Here is a 17512-nt window from a genome sequence, read left to right on the forward strand (position 1 = left end):
TGCTTCCGGTTGTTGGACGATGCGGCGCTTTTAAAGCACACGACGAAGGACGCTAAAAAGCTACTGCACTTACCGTCAGACAGGTGCGGCCGCCGCTCGGCACCGGTATGCACCACGCGGACACTCCAGTGCCTACGCGACGTCCGCACCTCACCTGACGGCTACTCGCTCCGTGCTGCTAGCCACTCCAAATCAAACGTCGCGATGTCTTCCGGTGGCCGTCCAAACATCACCAGACGACAACCGCAGAATCAGCGCTTCGACAACTCAAGCAACGCCTCGGCAGCCTTCTCCGACGAAGCCGGGTTCTGGCCGGTGACCAGCAAGCCGTCGGTGACCACATGCACGCCCCAGTCGGCGCCCTTCTCGTAGCGGCCGCCAAGTTCGGTCAGCACATCTTCGACCAGGAATGGCACGATCTTGGTCAGGCCCACGCCCTCTTCTTCGCTATTAGTGAAGCCGGTGACGCGGCGGCCGTTGACCAACGGCTTGCCATCGCTGCCCTTGACCCGGCGCAGCGCGCCCGGTGCGTGGCACACCAGGCCGTGCGGCTTGTTGGCCGCGGCGAATGCTTCAATCAGCGCAATCGAATCCGCGTCTTCGGCCAGATCCCACAACGGGCCATGGCCACCCGGGTAGAACACCGCATCGAAGTCATCGGCCTTGACGTCCGCCAGGCGCTGCGTGCTGGCCAATGCTTTCTGCGCGTCGGTGTCCTGCTTGAAGCGCTTGGTGGCCTCGGTCTGTGCATCGGGCTCGTCGCTCTTGGGGTCCAGCGGCGGCTGACCACCCTTGGGCGAAACCAGGGTGATGTCTGCGCCGGCGTCCTTGAACACGTAATACGGCGCGGCAAATTCCTCCAGCCAGAAGCCGGTCTTCTTGCCGGTATCGCCGAGTTGGTCGTGGGAAGTGAGCACCATCAGGATTTTCATCGTATCGCCTCGTGTCATGGCCCATCTCGGGCAAGGCGAACAGTGTCCGGTGCAGTCCGTTGCAGCATCGTGTAGAACGCGTCGGCACGATGCTTACCGTTCAGCGCCTTGCAGTGGAAGCAATGCACTGCCAGGCACGTGTCAGGCGCTGCGCGGTGTTGCCCGACTCGCGCCCGCGGCTGCTTCGCCGCGCCACCGCGTTGACGCGGCAACTGCGCGCAAGTTGCTCGGCGAGCGTCAGACGTTCATCGCCGGTGGCTGCAGCTGATCCATGCGGATGCGATTGGCGAACAACGAAAACGCCAGCATGCCGGCCAGGCCGCTGACCCGACTCACCCACGGCGGTAACCAGCGCGGGGCGACTAGCACACCGCTGTCGAACAAGGGCGCAAAGCGCGCCACATCGCCCAATGCCATCTTGCCGGCGAACAGGTAACGGCACAGCTGCAGCTGATCGCGCTGCAGCGCATGCCGGAAGAAGGTGTGCACCGCCACCAGCCCGCGCAGGTACACCGTGTCCTTGGTGAAGGCACCGCCGCCGGAGGTCGGCACGCCGCGGAATACGCGCTGCGCCGAGGAAAAGCTTTCCGCCGCGCTCTGCCCGCCTGCGGTGAAATAGCGGAACACCTCGATGAAGTCCGCACCCGAGCGCGCCATCGCAATCGCCTCGATACGCAGGCTGATGCGCTTCATGCGTTCGATATCGATGCTGCCGGTGATCTGCTCGGCAAACGTCGCCAGGCCTTCCTGGGTCGCGGTGGTCCGCGGCGAGGAAATGCCCAGACTAGGCAGATGCACCTGCGCGCGCCCGTTGAGTGCGGTCAGCGAATGCACCAGCGCCTCGTGATGGAACAGCTGCGCACGATCGTAATCGCTGAAGGTGGCGCCGCTGCGCAGGCGGATGCGATGCGCGCCGGCCGCCGCCTTGGCCAGCAGATCCGGATCCAGCGTGACGGTGATGACGCGCCCTTCGAAGAAGGCGTCCAGATCGTTCTGCAGCTGCATGCGCAGGGCGGTTGCCGACACCGGCACCTGTTCTTCCGGCGCCAGCAGTTCGCGGTCCAGCTCCCGCGCGATCTGGATGAAGTGCCGCGCTGCCTCGCGCGTGCTCGGGCCGTTGCCCGGCATCGGGTCATCGGGCACGCCGAACAGCTGCGCCGAGTAATCGCTGACTGCGGGAGTGCCCAGCGATTCCAGCAGTCCGGCGGCCAGGCCCCAGCTATGGGTCGAGTCGATCAGGTAGGCGCCCAACGGGTGATGCGGATCGGCCTGCTTGGCGATCGCCGCCAGCTCGCGCCGGGTATCGCCGAAATCCAGTCGCGGATACTCCACCTGCGGCAGCTCCGGCTGCCCACGTGTCACGCTCTGCAGGAACGGCTCCTGCAGCGAGCGCGGCCAGCTGGCCAGCGCGAGCAAGCGCACGCCGCGCACGGCCTTGACCAGGCGCGCATCCAGCGCCGCATGATGGACGATGTCCGGCGGCCCCTTGCGCGATGGCATCAGCGGCGTCCGTTGCGGTCGACGCTGGCCGGCCGCCGGCCCGATCCCTTGCCCCGGTTGTTCTGCGCCAGGCGTGTGGCAAGCTTTTCGGCCGCTGCGGCCACTTCCACGCGCAGCTTCATGTAATTGGCCACCCGCTCCGGATCCAGCGTATCGGCCTCGATCGCCGCACGCACCGCACAGCCGGGCTCGGCGATATGCGCGCAATCGTTGAAGCGGCACTGCGCCGCCAACGCCTCCACATCGGAGAAGCCGCCCTCGGCCAGATCCTCTTCGCCGGTGGGCTTGAGTTCGCGCATGCCGGGCGTATCGATCAGGCAGGCACCGGACGGCAACGGAATCAAGGCGCGGTGGGTGGTGGTATGCCGGCCGCGCGAATCGTTCTCGCGCACCGCATTGGTCTTCATCTTCTGCGATCCGAGCAAGGTATTGGTCAGCGTCGACTTGCCCGCGCCCGACGAGCCCACCAGCACTGCGGTGCGGCCATCGCCCAGCCACGGCCGCAGCGCCGCCACGCTGTCCGGATCCTTGGCGTTGACCGCGCGCAACGGGATGTTCTGCGCTTCCAGTTCCTCCAGCACCGCCAATGCGTCCTCCGCGTATTCGGTCTGATCGGCCTTGGTCAGCACCACCACCGGCTCGGCACCGCCGCCGCCGACCAGCAGCAGATAGCGTTCGATGCGGCGCGGATTGAAGTCCGCATCCAGCCCGCACACGATGAACACCGTATCGATGTTGGCCGCGATCACCTGCTGGTGGTAATGCTCGCCGGCCGCGCCGCGCTTGATCGAGGTGCGCCGTGGCAGCAAGGCCACGATGCGCTTGCCCTCCATCAGCACCCAATCGCCCACCGACGCCCGCTCATGGCTGGGAAACCGCGGCCGCTGCCACTCCGGCAACGATTCGGCCTTGAGACCGGCCTCCGGCGTATCTGCAACCACATAGCCGGTGCGGTGCTGCTCCACCACCCGCGCCGGCAACGCCTGCGGATGCGCGGCAAAGAGCGCCTGCCAGGCCGGATCCTCGGCAGGGCCAGGCCAGGGCCAGCCAATGGACTGGAGGGTGGGGTAATCGGGGGACACAATGCTCATGGGGCGATTCTAGCCGGCTGGCCGCAGCGGCTTGTGCAATCGGCCTTGCGCCCGGGCTGAAGCGCCCCTTGACATCGTTGCCGATGCAAGCATGTCCGCCTGTCATATTTCCGCTACCATGCCAAGCCTCACGCCTACAACCGGCCCGTCGCATGTCCACTGCCCCGCAAAAGCCGCTCGCCATCCGCGAGCGTCTGTCCGAAGTCCGCTACGAAATCCGGGGCGAGCTGGCGCGACGAGCGCGGGAACTGGAGGCGCAGGGCCGCAAGCTGATCAAGCTCAATATCGGTAATCCAGGCGCGTTCGGGTTCCGTGCGCCGGAGCATCTGCAGCGCGCGATCGCCGACGACATGGGCCGCACCGATCCGTACACCCATCAGCAAGGCCTGCCGGAAGCGCGCGAGGCGATCGCCACCGCGTATGCGCGGCGCCAGCACCCGGATGCGCATCCGGACCGCATCTTCGTCGGCAACGGCGTCAGCGAGCTGATCGACCTGTCGCTGCGTGCGCTGCTCAATCCCGGTGACGAAGTGCTGGTGCCCTCGCCCGACTATCCGCTGTGGTCGGCCGCCACCATCCTCAACGATGGCCGGCCGGTGTATTACCGCTGCGCCCCGGAAAACGACTTCCAGCCGGACCCGGTGGAAATCGAGACGCTGGTGTCCTCGCGCACCCGCGCCATCGTGCTGATCAATCCGAACAATCCCAGCGGCGCCAGCTATTCGCGCGAACTGCTGGAGCGCATCGTGGCCATCGCCAGCAAGCACAACCTGCTGCTGATGGTCGATGAGATCTACGACCAGGTGCTCTACGACGACGCCGCCTTCGTGCCAGTGGCGCCGCTGGCCGGTGCGCATCCGTGCATCACCTTCGGCGGCCTGAGCAAGGTGCACCGCGCCTGCGGCTGGCGCGTGGGCTGGGCGCTGCTGTCGGGCGAGCAGTCGCGCATCAACGACCTGCGCAACGCGATGGACCTGCTCGGCGCGCTGCGCCTGTGCGCCAACGTGCCGGGCCAGTACGCCATCGACGCGGCAGTCAACGGGCCGGACACCATCTCGGCGCTGTGCGCGCCGGGTGGCCGTCTGTACGAAACCCGCCGTGCGGTGATCGAGGCCTGCGCGGCCAGCGAGCACCTGTCGTTGGTGGCGCCGGCCGGTGCGCTGTACGCGTTCCCGGCGGTGGTCGGCCCGGCCGCGCGCAACTTCGACGATCACGAATTCGCGCTCGACCTGATGAACGAGGAAGGCGTGCTGGTGGTGCCGGGTTCCAGTTTCAACGTGCCCTACCGCCACCACTTCCGCGTGACCCTGATGCCGGAAGCGCCGGTGATGCGCGATGTGTTCGCACGCATCGACCGTGCCCTGGCGCGCCGCGCCGAGGCGGTCACCAAGGTCGTACCGCTCAAGTCGCGCAGCGTGGCGTGATGGCGGCGGCCGGCACGCCGCTGCGCTATCTGGCGCTCGGCGATTCCTACACCATCGGCGAAGGCGTTGCCCCCGAGCAGCGCTGGCCGGTGCAACTGGTCGACGGTTTGCGTGCCTACGGCTGGAATGTGGCGCCGCCGCAGATCATCGCCACCACCGGCTGGACCACCGACGAGCTGCAGGCCGGTCTCGATGCCGCTGCGCCGCAGGGGCCGTTCGAGCTGGTGAGCCTGCTGATCGGCGTCAACAATCAATACCGCGGACGCTCGCTGGACGAATACAGCAGCCAGTTCGATGCGTTGTTGCAGCGTGCAATCGGGTGCGCCGGCGGGCTTGCGGCACGTGTGTTCGTGCTGTCGATTCCCGATTGGGGGCTGACTCCGTTTGCGCATACGCAAGGCGGCGATGCGGCACTGATCGGCGCACAGATCGATGCCTTCAACAGCGTGGCCGCCGAACGCTGCGCCGCGCGCTCGGTGCGCTTTGTCGACATCACCGCCACCAGCCGCGATGGCGGCGACGCTGCCGACATGCTGGTCGACGATGGCCTGCATCCCTCCGGCGCCATGTATGCGCGCTGGACCGCACTGGCACTGCCAGCGGCGCGCGATGCGATAGCGGCTGCCAACGCGATCGGGATGGACCACGCCACGCGTGAGCAGCCCCAATCGCCTTAGCAGACCCCAAGCTAGCCGCGCACCAAGCCTCATTGCCAAGGAACGACATTGCACAGCACCGCCACCCAACCCATGAGCCGCGCGCAGGCGCTGGCGATCGCGCGCGCGTTTTTGCCGCCGCATCCGCTAGGCAATCGCTACGACTATTACTACACCCAAGCCAAGCTGCGCACCGACCCGCTGTATCCGGGCGTGCTGGCCGAGTTGCGCAGTACCACCGCGCCCGTGCTGGATCTGGGCTGCGGGCTGGGCCTGCTCGCGCATGCATTGCGTGCCGATGGCCAGGCATTGGCGTATCACGGGGTGGATGTGGACGCGTCCAAGATCCGGCGCGCGCAACACATCGCGCAGCGCTCGGCATTGGGCAATACGCAGTTCGCCGTGGTCGATCTGAGCGTGGCCTGGCCGCAACACCGCGGCAGCGTGACCATTCTGGACGTGCTGCAGTATCTGCAGGCCGACATGCAGGCCAGCCTGCTGCGCAGCGTGGCGCAGATGCTGACGCCAGGCGCGAAGCTGGTGATCCGCAGCGCATTGGGCGATGCCAGCAGCCGTGGCCGCACCAGCCGCGTGACCGACGTGCTGGCACATCTGAGCGGCTGGATGCAGCGCATGCCGCGCAGCTATCCCACCCGCGACAGCCTGCAGGCGCAGCTGGACGCTGCCGGTCTGCGCGCGACATTTGCGCCGTTGTATGGCAACACGCCGTTCAACAACTGGTTGATCGTGGCCGAGCCGCGCTGAGGCCGTGCACAACGTGCCTGGCTCGATTCAGAACGAGTGACAAAACGTAACGCGCGGTTGCCGGACGGATGTGGATGGCACGCAGTAACCGGGGTGGACGCGTAGCACATGCCGCACCGGGCACTGGCCGCGCAGTCGTTTTGACAGCCGCTGTTGACGTCATGCGGATGATCCCGGGCCACGTTTTCAAGGGGTGGTGCCCCACTCCCCAGAGAATCCGCTGGTTGCCTTGTTGAAAGCCATGCACACCGACCATCTCGACGGGTCTTTGTCCGCCCACCGTCGCGGGACCTTACGCGGCATGGATGCCGCGTAAGCGCCTACACGGACGTACTTGCGGCGTGTCCTGCGATGGTGGGCGGGCAAGGACCCTGCAGCGAAGTCGCAGAGCAGCCGCTCTACAACTGACCCATCCGCGATGACCAATCACTTCGGGCAACCAAGTGATCGAGTCGCCGCGCCGTTTGGATGCAGGCAAAGGCCTGGTTTGCCAAGTGCGCGGCGCCCTCGCCGCTAGCGAGACACGCCGTGAATCCGTGCGTGAAGGCTCATTGGCGGCATCCTTGCCGCCAAAGCCTGTCGTCTGGAGCAAGGTCAGAACTTCCAGGACAGCGTCAGCTCCACATCGCGCGGGTCGCCGTAGATCAATTGGCTTTGATAGACGATGTTGGCGTAGTACTTGCGGTCGAACAGGTTGCGCACGTTGAGCTGCGCCGACCATGCCTGGTTGATGTTGTAGCGTGCCATCGCGTTGGCCAACACCACGCTGCCCTGGGTCAGCCGCTGCGTTGTGCCCTGTGGCCCGGACATCAATTCGTGGATGGCCGACTGCCAGCTCAGGCCACCACCCACGCGCCATGGGCCGGTCTGCCAGCTGGTGAACAGGGTGGCCTCGCGACGCGGGCTGGTCGGATTGACGTCGACACCGCTGGCATCGTTGGCATCGAACTGGGCAAAGCCGAACGCGATCCGCCACTGTTCAGACAGCTGCCCGTCGAGCTGGAATTCCACGCCCTGGCTGACCGTGCCCTTCGCGGCCAGGAAAGCCTGATTGGTGGTGCCGGGCACGAATTGTCCGGGGTCGTTGACCGCTAGGTTGTCCTGCTCGATACGGAACAACGCCAGCGCCGCGTTGAGCTGGCCGCCGAGGTATTCGCCCTTGGCGCCCACCTCGTAGCTGTTGCCTTCCAGCGGGGCGAGATAGCGCCCGCTGCGGTCGCGATTGTTTTGCGGCTTGAAGATGCCGGTGTAGCTGGCGTAGAGCGAATGGTGGTCGTCCACGTCCAGGATCAGGCCGGCGTACGGCGTGGTGCGGCCGCGACGCTCGTAGGTATTGGCCGGCACCAGTTGATCGGTGTTCTTCCAGTCGGTGACGCGTGCGCCGACGATGGCCGTGAGCGCGTCGGTCAGGCTGAAGCGGCCGGCAGCGTAGGCGGCCACCTGGCGCACGTCGCGTTCTTCGCCCTTCACCAACGGCGTCCATTGCGGCTGCGCCATGCTGCCGGTCCATGCGTAGACGCTTTCGGCCGTCAGCACCTGCGGTGGCTGCGGCCCATTGGACCAGCTGCGCACGTTGCGGTTCATCCAGGTGGCACCGGCGACCAGTTCGTGGTTGCGGCCCCACCAGGTCAGCGGCACGCTGAGGTAGGCATCCAGGCTGTTTTGCGCCGTGAGTGCGGGATAGCGCCCGCCAAAAGTGTTGGCAAGGCCCAGGCCGGTCTGGCGGTCCGGGTAATCGAAGTAGCCGAACAACACCGACTTCCAATCGGCTTCGAACCGCTGATGCGAATATTCCACGTGCAGCTGCGCGCCGTTGTCGAAGCGATGGGTCAGGCCGGCAAACGCATTGGTGGTGTCGGCCACGCCGCGCGCCCAGCGCGGCGTGAACGAATCCGAGCGTGCAAAATCGGTGCGGCTGCCGTCGCTGAAGTATGCCGGCACCCCGCCCCAGGTGGTGCCGCGACCGTCGTTGCGCTGCTTGTTGATGCCGATGTAGCCGCGGGTGGCATCGCTGAAATCCGCATCGACGATGCCGTAGAACAGCGACGAATGCTTGCTGTAGTAATCGCGGAAGGACTGCTTGTCCTCGTAGCTGGCAACCACCCGCCCACGCACGTTGCCGGCGGCGTTCAACGGCGATTGCAGGTCGACGGTGCCGCGATAGCGGTCCCAACGCCCTGCCGACAGATCGACCCGACCGGTGAACACATCGCTGTCGGCATGCTTGCGCACCAGGTCGATCGACGCGGCCGGGCTGCCCGCGCCGGTGGTCAGGCCATTGGCGCCGCGGATGATTTCCACCCGGTCGTAGATCGCCATGTTCTGCTGCACATCGCCGGTGTAGTCGGTGGGAATGCCGTCGATGCGGTAGTAGTCCACTTCGAAGCCGCGCGCATTGATGTAGGTGCGCTCGGTGTCCCAGGTCGGCGAGTTGAAGCCGGCCACGGTGTCGGTGACGTCCTGCAGCGATTGCAGGTTGCGGTCGACGATCTGCTGGCGTGTCACCACCACCACCGACTGCGGCGTCTCGCGTAGCGACAGCTCCAGCTTGGTCGAACTGCGCGCCACATCGGCGGTGTAGGAGTCGCTGCCTTCTGTCGCGGCGCCGCGGTGTGCCTCGATCTGCAGGCGGTCCAGATCGACCGGGTCGCGCGTGCTCGATTGCGCCGCAGCCGCCAACGGCCATGCGCAGGCCAGCGCCAGCAGGGAGTACGCCAGCGGGAGCTGCGGCGAACGGAGATCCGCACGCGGGAGCGCGCGCGCAGGGACGATGCGATGGGACATGGGGTCAGCCTCAAGAGCGAATATGGCCGTCGATGACGGCTATTGAGGCTGGCGTCGGCAGCGCCACCGGAAGGCGCGCACCGTTTGCTGGCTGGGGGCGCATGTTCGATCCGCGTTAAATCGCTGTCAATACATGCGCGGGTCGATGCCGGGGCTCAGGGGCGCCAGCTCCGGGCAATCCGGCGAACAAGAAAGATCGCGTCGCACCGAAGCATGCCTGCCGACAGTGACGATGGATCCGGCAACACACGCTCTGCTTCCACGCCATCGGCCACGCCTTGCGCAGGACCTCAGAGCGGACGCCGTCCCGCCAGGCCGCGTGCGTGCATCGCCTCCAGCACGCCGCGCAGGATGGTGAGGTTGTGGCCGTGTGCGGCGCCTTCGTGCAGCAGCACGATGGCGCCGGGGCGCAGGTCGCGCACGATGCGGGCCACGGTGGCCTCCGGCTCGCAACGCACCCCGTCTAAACCGCGCGCGCTCCAGGCCACGCGGGTCAGCCCGTGCGCACGCAGCGGCGAGGCGACGAAGGGATTGGTCATGCCCACCACCGAGCGGTATAGCCGCGGCGCCTGCCCGGTGATGGTGGCCAGCACGCGCTGTGCCTGGCCGATTTCCTGCGCCATGCGGTACGGGCCAAGCGCCCAGAACCAGGCCTGCGGATGGGTATGGCTGTGGTTGCCGATGCCATGCCCGCGGCGCACGATCTCGCGCACCAGTTCAGGCCGTTGCTCGGCGCGTGCGCCGACCACGAAGAACGTGGCCTTGGCATCGAAGGCGTCCAGCAGATCCAATATCGCCGGGGTGTCGTCGGAGGGACCATCGTCGATGGTCAGCCACACCTGCGGGGCGCCGCCCGGCAGGCGCGCCAGCACCGGCGCGTACAGGCGCGCGCGCGGCAGGAACACCGGCACCACGAACAAGGCGTGCGACACCAGCAACGCCGGCACGCCCCAGGCCCAGCCCAGATGCCACCACAGCAGCGCCACCGCCGCCTGCGACAGGGCCAGCAGGCCCACCCAGCGGTACGGGTGCGAGGGGATGCGATACAGCGTTTGAAGCGTGGTCATGCCGCATGATGCCATGCGGCGTAGAATGCCCGGACTCCACGATCTGACCGAAGTGCTGCCATGTCCCTCGATCCCGCCCTGCGTTCCCGCATCGATACGCTGCTGCAATCCAGCCGTGTGGTGCTCTTCATGAAAGGCCAGCCCGGCATGCCGCAGTGCGGTTTTTCGGCCAAGGCGGTCGGCGTGCTGGACGGTCTGGGCATCGACTATGCCCACGTCAACGTGCTGGCCGACCAGGAGATCCGCGAAGGCATCAAGGCCTACGGCGACTGGCCGACCATTCCGCAGCTGTATGTGGACGGCGAGCTGATCGGCGGCAGCGACATCATCCTGCAAATGGCCGACAGCGGCGAGTTGAGCAGCATGCTGGGCCTGCAGGCGCCAGACCGGACCCCGCCCAAGATCACCATCACCCCGGCCGCGGTCGAGATGCTCAAGGGCGCGCTGGCCGATGCGCCCGATGCCTCGCTGACGCTGGCCATCGATGCCAACTTCCAGCCGAACTTCCAGCTGGCGCCGACCAACCCGAACGCCATCGCGGCCGAATCCAACGGCCTGCGCGTGCAGTTCGACCTGGCCAGCGCCCGCCGCGCCGACGGCATCACCATCGACTGGGTGGACGACATCCGCGGCCGTGGCCTGGCCATCGACAACCCCAACGCGCCCAAGCCGGTGCAGGAGCTGTCGGTGCGCGATGCCGACGACCGCATCAAGGCCGGTACGCTGACCCTGGTGGACGTGCGCCCGGCCGACGAGCGTGCCCTGGCCAGCGTTGCCGCGCCGTTCCGTACGCTGGACGCGCACGAGCGCGCCGCCATCGAGCAGTTGCCCAAGGACACCCCGCTGGCGTTCCTGTGCCATCGCGGCGGGCGCAGCCTGCAGGCGGCCGAGCATTTCCGCGGCCTGGGTTTCAGCAACGTCTACAACGTCACCGGCGGCATCGACGCCTGGTCGGACGAGGTGGACAACGGCGTGGCCAAGTACTGAGCAAGCCAGACGGCACAGCCGGCGGCGGGAATCCGCATCCGGCGATGGCCCGCCGCAACCGCCGGCCAGGTTTTTAGCCGCGTTTGCTACAGTGCACACCCCGAACGGGCGCTCCACCGAGCGTCCGTTTTTTCATGGATCGACACGCACAAGGACGTCGCTGCAATGCACACCCGCCTGCTCTCTCTCGCACTGGCCGCGCTGTTGCCGCTGGCCGCACAGGCCGCCGAACCGGCACGCGCAGTCATGCTGGTACAGACCTACGACAACCAGCCAAGCGAAGACCCGCTGGAATACATTCCGGTGTGGCTGGGCAGCGGCGTAGCGAAGGAGTCCAGCATGCCCAGGTCGCTGCTGAGCCAGCCGCTGCAGGTCTTCAATGCGGGCGTGTCCAGCGGCACCGTGCGGCTTGCGTCGCTGAGCGTCGACGACAACAGCATGTGCGGCGGCACGGCAAAACTGCGCTTGAAGGGCACTGGCACGCTGTCCAATTCGCCGCTGTTATCGACGGTGGACGTCAATCCCGGCAAGCGCTTTGCCAGCCGTAACGCCACCGCTGCCGAACAGGCCGAGCTGTTGCGCCAGGCCGGCGCGACCGCGCAGCTGCGCAACAGCGTCAAGCCGGCAGCGCTAGCCCAGGCGTTGACAGCATTCCCTGCCGATCGTGCACAGGGTCTGGCGGCGCTGCAGATCGTGACCGACACCCGGCAGCCGCAGCGACGCGTGGCCGTGCTGACCTCCCATCACCCGACCAGGACCGGCAACCCGGACAACCCGACCGGCGTCCTGGCCGTGCTTGCGATCTTCGAACATGACGGCAGCCGCTGGCAGTTCCGCAAGGGCAGCGCGGCCAGCGGCTGCGACGATTGCGAAGACCTGCCACTGCGCACGCATCTGCTGCAGTTCGGCGATATCGACGGCAACGGCACGCTCGACTTCGTGCTGTCGGAAAGCGGCTACGAGAGCTACGGCTTCTACCTGCTGCTCGGCGAAGGCACCAACTGGCGGTCGGAAGGCTTGATGGGCGGCTGTTGATCGATCGCAGCGCGATGGCCGATGCCCGCAGCTGCCGGCGTCGCATTGCGGCCCGCACAGGGTACGCAAGCGCGCGGCTCGCCGCCGCGCAAGTCATTCGCATCGACGGTGCGAGGCTATTGGTGTGATTGCACCGCTGCACGATGTCGATCAACGCGCGACAGCGCGCGTATGTGCGCCATCAACCGATCGCGTCGATCGCCCACTCGCTCCGCGTGGCCATATGCAATGTGCAGCGCGGAAAAGCCACAGCTACGTGCAACCGCGGCAGGCCAATCGTCGCCTCCCTCAGCCGGCAAATCCGCCGTCATCGAGAAACTGCTGCTCTTCGGCGGTGGTCTCGCGCCCCAGTACCGCATTGCGATGCGGGAAGCGTCCGAAGCGCTGGATGATCCGCTGGTGCTCCACTGCCCAGCGCGTGGTTTCTGCATCGTCCAGCGCGGTGATCAGCTGCACCGAGCGCGCCTGCTCCTGCAGATCTTCGGCATGCTCGAACGGCAGATAGAAAAACAGCCGCAACTGCGCGGAGACCTGCTGATCGAAGCCGCTGGCGATTGCCTGCCTGGCGCAGGACAGCGCCAGGCCGTCGGTGGCATAGGCATGCGCACTGCCGCGGAACGCGTTGCGCGGAAACTGGTCGAGCAGGATCAGCAAGGCCAGCGCATCTTCGGCTCGCTCCATCCAGTGCGCATACTCGCCACGCGCTGCTGCAAAGTGCTGCTCGCTGAAATGCTGGCGGAAGTTGGCATCAAACGCATCGTTGTGCGTGAACCAGCGGGCCGAGCCGGCCAGCTCCCAGAAAGCCAGCACCACATCGGCCTGTTTGTTGCGCTCTGACTTGACGATCATCGACGTATTCCCTGACGAATACCGCACAGCATGCACTGGCGCATGTGATGAGCCCGCCGCCACCGACGGTGCAGCACTTGGCAAGCACGCCGCCGGCCGCTAGGTTTGCGGCTGACGTTTTCGTTGCACCGGGGAAATCCATGCGTTCCATCCTGTTCGCCGCGCTCGGCGCGGCCGTGCTGTGCGGTCCTGTGTCTGCGGCATCGCGTTTCGTGCAAGACCCCTATCCCAGCACCTACCGTGCGCTCGCGTCCGCTCCGGTATTGATCCAGCACGCCACCGTGCTCACCGGCACCGGCCAGCGGCTGGACGATGCCGACGTGCTGCTGCGCGACGGCAAGGTGGCCGCGGTCGGGCGCGGGCTGGAGGCGCCGGCCGATGTGCGCCGCATCGACGGCACCGGCAAGTGGGTGACCCCCGGCATCATCGACGTGCACTCGCATCTGGGCGTGTATCCCAGCCCCGGCGTCAGCGCGCACAGCGATGGCAACGAGATGACCGCCCCGGTGACGCCGAACGTGTGGGCCGAGCATTCGATCTGGCCGCAGGATCCCGGCTTCGGCACCGCCCTGGCCGGCGGCGTCACCTCGCTGCAGGTACTGCCCGGCTCGGCCAATCTGATTGGCGGGCGCGGCGTCACCCTCAAGAATGTCGCCTCCACCACCTACCAGGGCATGAAGTTTCCCGGTGCCCCCTGGGGCCTGAAGATGGCCTGCGGCGAGAACCCCAAGCGCGTGTATGGCCAGAAGGGTGGCCCCGGCACGCGCATGGGCAACGTGGCCGGCTACCGTGCCGCCTTCATCGATGCGGCCGAGTACCTGCAGAAGAATGCGCCGAAGAAAAAGACCGCGAAAAAGCGCCATTGGTGGAGCAGCGGCGGCGACAACGACAGCAGCGGCGATGCCGGCGGCAAGCGCGATCTCAAGCTCGACACGCTGGCCGGCGCGATCAACGGCGACATCCGCGTGCATATCCACTGCTACCGCGCCGACGAGATGGCGACCATGCTCGACCTGTCCAAGGAGTTCGGCTTCCACATCGCCGCCTTCCATCACGGCGTGGAGGCCTACAAGCTGGCTGACCGGCTGGCGCAGGAGAACGTCTGCGGCGCGCTGTGGGCCGACTGGTGGGGCTTCAAGATGGAAGCCTTCGATGGCATCCAGGAAAACATCGCGCTGGTCGACAGGCCGGCCAACAGCTGCGCCATCGTGCATTCGGATTCGGAAGAAGGCATCCAGCGCCTGAATCAGGAAGCGGCCAAGGTGCTCGCCAACGCGCGCCGCAGCGGAATGGAGATTCCGCCCGAGCGTGCGATCCGCTGGCTCACCAGCAATGCCGCCAAGGCGCTTGGCATCGAGCAGCAGACCGGCGCACTGGAGCCGGGCAAGATGGGCGACATGGTGGTGTGGAACGGCAATCCCTTCAGCTCCTACGCGCTGGCCGAACAGGTCTATATCGACGGCGCGCAGGTCTACGACCGCCACGATCGCCGCCTGCAGCCGGTGTCGGACTTCATGCTCGGCCAGGAGGTGGCGCGATGAGCCGCACAACTGGAATGCGCCCGCGTCTGCGTGCGATCTCCGCGGTGGTCCTGGCGGTGCTTGCATTGCCCGCATTCGGCCAGCAGGTGCTGATCCGTGGCGCAACCGTGCATACCGCCACCGCGCAAGGCACGCTGCGCAATACCGATGTGCTGGTGCAGGGCGGCGTGATCCGCGCGATCGGCAGCAATCTGGCCGTGCCGGCCGATGGCCGCGTGGTCGAGGCCAGGGGCCGCCCGCTGACGCCGGCCCTGTTCGGCGGCATCACCGAGATCGGCATCGAAGAAGTCTCCGGCGAAGACAGCACCGTGGACAGCGGCGTCAAGCTCAGCGACCAGCCGATGCGTCCGGAATTCGACGTCACCCTGGCCTACAACCCCGATTCGGTGCTGGTGCCGGTGGCGCGCGTGGAAGGCATCGGCTTCACCGCGCTGGGCGCGACCACCAGCGGTGCCTTCATCGCCGGGCAAGGCGGCGTGGTGCGGCTGGATGGCAGCCCGGACCCGCTCGGCCCGCATGCCCTGTTCATCCGCATCGGTGCGGCTGCCTCCGATCTCACCGGCAGCTCACGCGCCGCGCAATGGATGCTGCTCGACCAGCTGGTGGCCGAAGCGCGCGGACGCGTGCCGGCCGACTCACCGCATGCGCTGCTGACCCCGGTCGGCCGCAGCGTGCTGGCCACGTACCTGGCCGGGCAAGGCCGCATCGTGGTGCAGGTGGAGCGAGCCGCAGACATCCGCCAGTTGCTGCGTTGGGCGCAGCGCGAAAAGGTGCGCATCGCCATTGCCGGCGGCGCCGAGGCTTGGAAGCTCGCGCCGCAACTGGCGCAGGCCAGGGTGCCGGTGCTGGTGGACGCGCTGGCGGACCTGCCGTCCACCTTCGACCAGATCGGTGCCACGCTGGAAAATGCCGCACGGCTACGCGCGGCCGGCGTGGAGGTGAGCTTTGCCCAGAGCGGCGATGCCTCGCATAACGCGCGCAAACAGCGCCAGCTGGCCGGCAATGCGGTGGCCAACGGCTTGCCGTGGGAAGCCGGCCTGGCCGGCCTGACCCGGGTGCCGGCAGAGATCTTCGGCGTGGCCGATCGCATCGGCAGCATTGCGGTCGGCAAGCAGGCCGACCTGGTGCTGTGGGAAGGCGACCCGCTGGATGTCGCCCACTACGCCGAGCAGGTGTGGCTGGGCGGTCGCGACATGCCGATGCGCTCACGCCAGACCGAGCTGCGCGAGCGTTACATGCAACCGGCCGGCGCGCTGCCGCGGGCCTATCTGAAGTGATCGGGAGCGGCGTGCGGTTGCGCGCGCCGCCGTTGCGATACCGCCACATTGCGACAGCTGCCGGCGCCGCGTGCGCTGGCACACTGCATGCCTTGCTCGCCGGCACCGTGCCGGTGGCGTCGTCTGCAAAGGACTGCCCATGCGCTTGTTATGCATTCTGATCGCATCGCTGGTGCTGCTTCCACTCGCTGCCTTCGCCCAGTCGGGCTGGGTCGATCGGCAAGGCCGGTCGGTTCCCGCCTTGCCCAGCCGCAACACCGTGCAGGACTTTGGCGCCAGCCTCCTGGTGACCTCCGATGCGGACTGGGAGCAAAAATGGACTACGCCCAGCGATACCGTGCCGCACTTCAAGGCGGTCGATCATGTCGGCACCGGCGAGGCGTTGTTCGTGCTCACGTTTCTGTCCAACCCCGGCCTGGACGAGCACCGCCATGCCGATGTGGTGTGCAGCATCCGGGTGACCGACCCTACCGGGCATGTGGCGCAGGACACGGTCGATACGCCGTGCCTGCAGGGCGAGATCAAGGGCGATCCACGCAATGTCTATCTGGCGCAGGCGACCTTGCAGGTGATTGCCGAAGCCAGCGATCCGCCCGGCCGCTGGCAGGTGCAGGTCACGGTCAAGGACCGCCGGCGCGGCGTCAGCATTCCGCTGACCGGCGCGTTCACGCTCGGGCGCCAACGCACCCGCGTGCCAGCGCAATGACCCGCATGGCGTTGGGCGTGCGCTGCGTCTACCTGCTGATCGCGCTCGCCGTGTTTGTCATCGAAGTGGCGATCGGCGCTGGCAGACTTGGCGGGCCGTGGGTCCGCGGCAGCCTGGGCGATGTGCTGGCGGTGATCCTGGTGTATTGCGGACTGCGCGGTGTGCTTGCGCTGCCGCCACGCTGGGCGTGCGTGCTGGCGGTGGCAATCGGGTGCCTGATCGAAGGGCTGCAGGCGCTGCATCTGGCCGACCGGCTCGGACTGCGCCCGGGCAGCGCGGCCTACATCGCGCTTGGCAATACCGCCACCGTGCACGATCTGCTGATGTATCTGGTCGGCGGTGGCGTGGCGTACATCGGCGATGTGGCGTCGTGCCGCATCACTGCGTCTTCCCGGCGGCAAACGCCGCATTGATGCATTCCTTCAGGCCTACCGCATGTTTTCCGTCTCCTCATTGGCACTGATCGACAGCGTTGGCGTCCTGTTTCGGCAGCAGCAACGGCGTGCCTGCGCCGCCACTGCGTCACCGTGACCTCGCTGTTCCAGGGAGGCGGCTTGCGCTCGATCGATCGCGTCGTGCTGCGCCAGGCGCCGGCCAACCTGATACGCGGGCTGGAAGCGGTCGGCGGGCGGCTGATCCTGACCGCCGATGCGCTGCACTTCCAGCCGCATCCCTACAACATACAGACCCGGTCGCTGACCGTGCACCTGAGCCAGATTGCAGCAATGCAACCACGCTGGACGCGCCTGTTCGGCCTGCTGCCGGTGGCGCCGACATCGCTGGCGGTGCAGCTGCACGACGGCGGCGAGCACCGTTTCGTGATCGGCAAACGCGAACAGTGGATGGCCGCCATCGCCTCGGCGCGCGACGCCCTGGGCTGACGCTGCCCGACAAGCGC

16 protein-coding genes and 1 other RNA gene are annotated in these 17512 nt (G+C 67.1%); 11 read left to right on the forward strand and 6 right to left on the reverse strand.

From position 1 onward, the window contains the following. Positions 1 to 107 precede the first annotated feature (107 nt). Positions 108 to 184: non-coding RNA, sX9 sRNA (locus AC1PLA_RS17035), on the forward strand. Between the two features lie 67 nt (positions 185 to 251). On the opposite strand, the gene AC1PLA_RS17040 is transcribed toward AC1PLA_RS17035, so the two are convergent. The 3 genes from AC1PLA_RS17040 to rsgA all read right to left on the reverse strand — a co-directional run bounded on the left by AC1PLA_RS17040 (position 252) and on the right by rsgA (position 3523). After that, positions 252 to 932, reverse strand: a complete 681-nt coding sequence (locus AC1PLA_RS17040; RefSeq protein ID WP_104560022.1) for a type 1 glutamine amidotransferase domain-containing protein — start codon at positions 930 to 932, stop codon at positions 252 to 254. Positions 933 to 1169: 237 nt separating this feature from the next. Next, positions 1170 to 2432 carry a flavohemoglobin expression-modulating QEGLA motif protein gene (locus AC1PLA_RS17045; RefSeq protein ID WP_481105002.1) on the reverse strand — a complete coding sequence of 421 codons (1263 nt, stop codon included), beginning with the start codon at positions 2430 to 2432 and terminating at the stop codon, positions 1170 to 1172. After that, the gene (rsgA, locus tag AC1PLA_RS17050; RefSeq protein WP_024938955.1) at positions 2432 to 3523 is read right to left on the reverse strand and encodes a ribosome small subunit-dependent GTPase A; all 1092 of its coding nucleotides are present in this window, start codon (positions 3521 to 3523) and stop codon (positions 2432 to 2434) included. The genes AC1PLA_RS17045 and rsgA overlap by 1 nt, the downstream gene beginning before the upstream one ends. Positions 3524 to 3675: 152 nt before the next feature. Here rsgA and AC1PLA_RS17055 point away from each other — a divergent pair, with 152 nt between their 5' ends. From AC1PLA_RS17055 to AC1PLA_RS17065, 3 genes are all read left to right on the forward strand, one after another. After that, positions 3676 to 4947, forward strand: coding sequence for a pyridoxal phosphate-dependent aminotransferase (locus AC1PLA_RS17055; RefSeq protein WP_047129295.1), 1272 nt, complete (start codon positions 3676 to 3678; stop codon positions 4945 to 4947). Next, the gene (locus AC1PLA_RS17060; RefSeq protein ID WP_481106222.1) at positions 4947 to 5624 is read left to right on the forward strand and encodes an SGNH/GDSL hydrolase family protein; all 678 of its coding nucleotides are present in this window, start codon (positions 4947 to 4949) and stop codon (positions 5622 to 5624) included. The genes AC1PLA_RS17055 and AC1PLA_RS17060 overlap by 1 nt, the downstream gene beginning before the upstream one ends. Before the next feature lie 72 nt (positions 5625 to 5696). Continuing rightward, positions 5697 to 6368: a methyltransferase gene (locus AC1PLA_RS17065; RefSeq protein WP_003483442.1), complete on the forward strand. Its 672-nt coding sequence runs from the start codon at positions 5697 to 5699 to the stop codon at positions 6366 to 6368. A 594-nt stretch (positions 6369 to 6962) separates the two neighbouring features. Here AC1PLA_RS17065 and AC1PLA_RS17070 read toward each other — a convergent pair. Next, the gene (locus AC1PLA_RS17070; protein WP_481105003.1) at positions 6963 to 9152 is read right to left on the reverse strand and encodes a TonB-dependent siderophore receptor; all 2190 of its coding nucleotides are present in this window, start codon (positions 9150 to 9152) and stop codon (positions 6963 to 6965) included. A gap of 290 nt (positions 9153 to 9442) precedes the next feature. After that, entirely contained in the window at positions 9443 to 10234 is a 792-nt protein-coding gene (locus AC1PLA_RS17075) for a polysaccharide deacetylase family protein (protein WP_481105004.1), read from the reverse strand. 45 nt (positions 10235 to 10279) lie between these two features. Between AC1PLA_RS17075 and grxD the strand changes: the two genes are divergently transcribed. Both grxD and AC1PLA_RS17085 read left to right on the forward strand, forming a co-directional pair. Next, positions 10280 to 11206, forward strand: coding sequence for a Grx4 family monothiol glutaredoxin (gene grxD, locus AC1PLA_RS17080; protein WP_024938949.1), 927 nt, complete (start codon positions 10280 to 10282; stop codon positions 11204 to 11206). Between the two features lie 165 nt (positions 11207 to 11371). Next, positions 11372 to 12241: a hypothetical protein gene (locus tag AC1PLA_RS17085; protein WP_349779444.1), complete on the forward strand. Its 870-nt coding sequence runs from the start codon at positions 11372 to 11374 to the stop codon at positions 12239 to 12241. A 288-nt stretch (positions 12242 to 12529) separates the two neighbouring features. On the opposite strand, the gene AC1PLA_RS17090 is transcribed toward AC1PLA_RS17085, so the two are convergent. Beyond that, the gene (locus AC1PLA_RS17090; RefSeq protein WP_349779443.1) at positions 12530 to 13090 is read right to left on the reverse strand and encodes a DUF924 family protein; all 561 of its coding nucleotides are present in this window, start codon (positions 13088 to 13090) and stop codon (positions 12530 to 12532) included. A 140-nt stretch (positions 13091 to 13230) separates the two neighbouring features. On the opposite strand from AC1PLA_RS17090, the gene AC1PLA_RS17095 reads away from it, so the two are divergent. The 5 genes from AC1PLA_RS17095 (at position 13231) to AC1PLA_RS17115 (ending at position 17495) form a co-directional block, all read left to right on the forward strand. Continuing rightward, positions 13231 to 14631, forward strand: coding sequence for an amidohydrolase (locus tag AC1PLA_RS17095; RefSeq protein ID WP_039519021.1), 1401 nt, complete (start codon positions 13231 to 13233; stop codon positions 14629 to 14631). Next, positions 14628 to 15908 carry an amidohydrolase family protein gene (locus AC1PLA_RS17100; protein WP_026064271.1) on the forward strand — a complete coding sequence of 427 codons (1281 nt, stop codon included), beginning with the start codon at positions 14628 to 14630 and terminating at the stop codon, positions 15906 to 15908. The genes AC1PLA_RS17095 and AC1PLA_RS17100 overlap by 4 nt, the downstream gene beginning before the upstream one ends. A 139-nt stretch (positions 15909 to 16047) precedes the next feature. Beyond that, complete coding sequence (locus AC1PLA_RS17105; RefSeq protein ID WP_349779441.1) at positions 16048 to 16614, forward strand: hypothetical protein; 567 nt, start codon at positions 16048 to 16050, stop codon at positions 16612 to 16614. Further along, positions 16611 to 17027 carry a ribosomal maturation YjgA family protein gene (locus AC1PLA_RS17110; protein ID WP_349779440.1) on the forward strand — a complete coding sequence of 139 codons (417 nt, stop codon included), beginning with the start codon at positions 16611 to 16613 and terminating at the stop codon, positions 17025 to 17027. Before AC1PLA_RS17105 ends, AC1PLA_RS17110 begins: the two co-directional genes overlap by 4 nt. A gap of 141 nt (positions 17028 to 17168) precedes the next feature. Then, positions 17169 to 17495: a hypothetical protein gene (locus AC1PLA_RS17115; protein WP_349779539.1), complete on the forward strand. Its 327-nt coding sequence runs from the start codon at positions 17169 to 17171 to the stop codon at positions 17493 to 17495. Positions 17496 to 17512 lie beyond the last annotated feature (17 nt).

Source organism: Xanthomonas sp. NCPPB 1826 (assembly GCF_056725285.1).

Coding starts and splice junctions, on each gene's coding strand:
- AC1PLA_RS17100 (WP_026064271.1), top strand. CDS start 14,628: ATGAGCCGCACAACTGGAATGCGCCCGCGTCTGCGTGCGATCTCCGCG.
- rsgA (WP_024938955.1), bottom strand. CDS start 3,523: ATGAGCATTGTGTCCCCCGATTACCCCACCCTCCAGTCCATTGGCTGG.
- AC1PLA_RS17065 (WP_003483442.1), top strand. CDS start 5,697: ATGAGCCGCGCGCAGGCGCTGGCGATCGCGCGCGCGTTTTTGCCGCCG.
- AC1PLA_RS17045 (WP_481105002.1), bottom strand. CDS start 2,432: ATGCCATCGCGCAAGGGGCCGCCGGACATCGTCCATCATGCGGCGCTG.
- AC1PLA_RS17070 (WP_481105003.1), bottom strand. CDS start 9,152: ATGTCCCATCGCATCGTCCCTGCGCGCGCGCTCCCGCGTGCGGATCTC.
- AC1PLA_RS17110 (WP_349779440.1), top strand. CDS start 16,611: ATGACCCGCATGGCGTTGGGCGTGCGCTGCGTCTACCTGCTGATCGCG.
- AC1PLA_RS17060 (WP_481106222.1), top strand. CDS start 4,947: ATGGCGGCGGCCGGCACGCCGCTGCGCTATCTGGCGCTCGGCGATTCC.
- AC1PLA_RS17055 (WP_047129295.1), top strand. CDS start 3,676: ATGTCCACTGCCCCGCAAAAGCCGCTCGCCATCCGCGAGCGTCTGTCC.
- AC1PLA_RS17075 (WP_481105004.1), bottom strand. CDS start 10,234: ATGGCATCATGCGGCATGACCACGCTTCAAACGCTGTATCGCATCCCC.
- grxD (WP_024938949.1), top strand. CDS start 10,280: ATGTCCCTCGATCCCGCCCTGCGTTCCCGCATCGATACGCTGCTGCAA.
- AC1PLA_RS17085 (WP_349779444.1), top strand. CDS start 11,372: ATGCACACCCGCCTGCTCTCTCTCGCACTGGCCGCGCTGTTGCCGCTG.
- AC1PLA_RS17105 (WP_349779441.1), top strand. CDS start 16,048: ATGCGCTTGTTATGCATTCTGATCGCATCGCTGGTGCTGCTTCCACTC.
- AC1PLA_RS17090 (WP_349779443.1), bottom strand. CDS start 13,090: ATGATCGTCAAGTCAGAGCGCAACAAACAGGCCGATGTGGTGCTGGCT.
- AC1PLA_RS17040 (WP_104560022.1), bottom strand. CDS start 932: ATGAAAATCCTGATGGTGCTCACTTCCCACGACCAACTCGGCGATACC.
- AC1PLA_RS17095 (WP_039519021.1), top strand. CDS start 13,231: ATGCGTTCCATCCTGTTCGCCGCGCTCGGCGCGGCCGTGCTGTGCGGT.